The organism is Gemmatimonadales bacterium (genome assembly GCA_030697825.1).
Lineage (GTDB): Bacteria > Gemmatimonadota > Gemmatimonadetes > Gemmatimonadales > JACORV01 > JACORV01.
Window position 1 is genome coordinate 1 of record JAUYOW010000026.1, and the last position, 1,928, is coordinate 1,928.

Genomic DNA, 1,928 nt, shown 5'->3' on the forward strand with positions numbered 1-1,928 from the left:
TGCGGCCCGAGGCGCGCGAGAAACGCCGCAAGATGGTCACCGGCGTGCGAGCGACTCGCCACCACCATCGGCTTGTCCTGGGGCTTCGGACGCACGCGGATGGCGCGCGGCGCGGCGCCTTCCTTGTGCTTGTGCGCGCCCTGGCCGCGGCAGGCGTAGTACGTGAGCCCCAGCACTGGCACGTACACCACGCCGAGCACCGGCCGGCCGTCCTCGACGAGCGCGATGTTCACGGTGAACTCGCCGTTGCGGCTGACGAACTCCTTGGTGCCGTCGAGCGGGTCCACGAGCCAGAAGCGCGTCCAGCGGGCGCGCGTTTCATAGTCCGCCGCCGCGAACTCCTCGGACAGCAACGGGATATCGGGCGTCAGGCGCTTGAGGCCGGCGGCGATGACCTCGTGCGCAGCGCGGTCGGCCGCCGTCAACGGCGAACCGTCGGCCTTCGCCGTGACCTCGACGCCGCGTTCCCCCTGTTCATAAACGTCGAGGATGCGCCGCCCGGCGTCGAGCGCGAGGGCGCGGATGGCGTCGAGATACTGGCAGGGATCGGTCATGTCGGGCTGTGTTTGCATCCATCGGCTCCGTAAACGGTAGCGCCGGCTCCCATGGCACTGGGCGCTACATCCCGGGTACCACTCTTCGTGTCAGGATCGCGCGCGCAGGATATCACGCACCATGTAGAGCGCCGCAATCGAGCGCGCCTCGGTGCATTCCTCGTGTTGCAACAACTCGCCGAGCCGCGCGAGCGGCCACGGCACCACCTCGATGGCCTCGGGTTCGTCGCCCTCGAGGCGTGCGGGGTACAAATCCTCGGCCAGCACCAGGTGCGTCGCGTGGTTAAAGTAACCTGGCGCGAGCGTCACCGACTTGAGCGGCGTGATTTTGCGCGCGCCGTAGCCGATCTCCTCCATGATCTCGCGGTCGGCGGCGTCGACGACGGATTCGCCCTCTTCCATGCGTCCCTTGGGTAACGCCAACTCGTAGCGCTCCACGGCGGCGGCATACTCGCGGATGAGCAAAACCGTTTCGGGATCGAGCATCGGTACCACCAAGACCGCGCCGCTCGAGGTGCTCTTGAGGCGCTCCCAGATCACCTCGCGCCCGTTGGCGAAGCGCAGCCCCACCTGCTCGACGCGGAACAAACGCGTGTGGGCGACGGTTTCGGTGCCGGTGACGATGGGTTTGCGGGTCATGGCGCGGGCTCGGTGCTATATTCTAGTCCGACGGGGATGCATCCACACCCTGCGTTGGAGACCGCATGATTGTCACCGAAGAACAGAGCGACCGCCTCAAAGTGCACGTATACGGCGAACTGACGCTCGCGGATTACCGCGAACTCGAGAAGGCCGTGACCGGCGGCCTCAAGACCGCGCCCAAGGTGCGGCTGCTGATGGATCTCGCGAAGATGTCCGGTTTCACCGTGGACGTGGCCTGGGAAGACATCCGCTTCACGCGCGCGCATGCACACGATTTCCGGCGCATCGCCGTGGTCACCGACAACCGGTGGCTCAGTTGGGTTGGCTGGTTGTCGGCGGCGTTCACCGACGCCGAGGTCGAAACCTTCGAGGCCATGGCGGACGCCGAGACCTGGCTCGCCGCCTAGAAACCTGGATTCACGGCGCCTTGCCCTGCTTCAGCGGCGCGGCGCGCGTCGCGACGTATTCGTTCATCGAGTTGGCGTAAACCTTCACGTTCTCGTAACCGAGGTTGCGCAGCGTCAGGTAGGCGTGCGCGGCACGGTGCCCCGAGCGGCAATAGGCGATCACCGGTACGTTCGGGTCGGCACCGACCTGTCCCAGACTTTTCTTCAGCACCGCCTCGTCGCGGCGCACGAAACCGTGATCGAAATCCACCGCCAGGTCCCAGGGCCAGAAGCGCGCGCCGGGAATGTGGCCGGTGCGTGGCTTCTTCGGTTCGCCGACGTATTC

At 66.4% G+C, this 1,928-nt stretch carries 4 protein-coding genes; 1 reads left to right on the forward strand and 3 read right to left on the reverse strand.

From position 1 onward, the window contains the following. A partial coding sequence (locus tag Q8Q85_01195; protein MDP3772863.1) for an inositol monophosphatase family protein occupies positions 1 to 572 on the reverse strand: 572 nt, incomplete at its 3' end. Positions 573 to 644: 72 nt separating this feature from the next. Continuing rightward, entirely contained in the window at positions 645 to 1,193 is a 549-nt protein-coding gene (gene nudE / locus Q8Q85_01200) for an ADP compounds hydrolase NudE (GenBank protein MDP3772864.1), read from the reverse strand. A gap of 65 nt (positions 1,194 to 1,258) precedes the next feature. On the opposite strand from nudE, the gene Q8Q85_01205 reads away from it, so the two are divergent. After that, complete coding sequence (locus tag Q8Q85_01205; GenBank protein MDP3772865.1) at positions 1,259 to 1,603, forward strand: STAS/SEC14 domain-containing protein; 345 nt, start codon at positions 1,259 to 1,261, stop codon at positions 1,601 to 1,603. Positions 1,604 to 1,613: 10 nt separating this feature from the next. Here the strand turns inward: Q8Q85_01205 and Q8Q85_01210 are convergent. Next, positions 1,614 to 1,928 (reverse strand): rhodanese-like domain-containing protein (locus tag Q8Q85_01210; protein ID MDP3772866.1); only part of this gene is annotated, 315 nt, incomplete at its 5' end.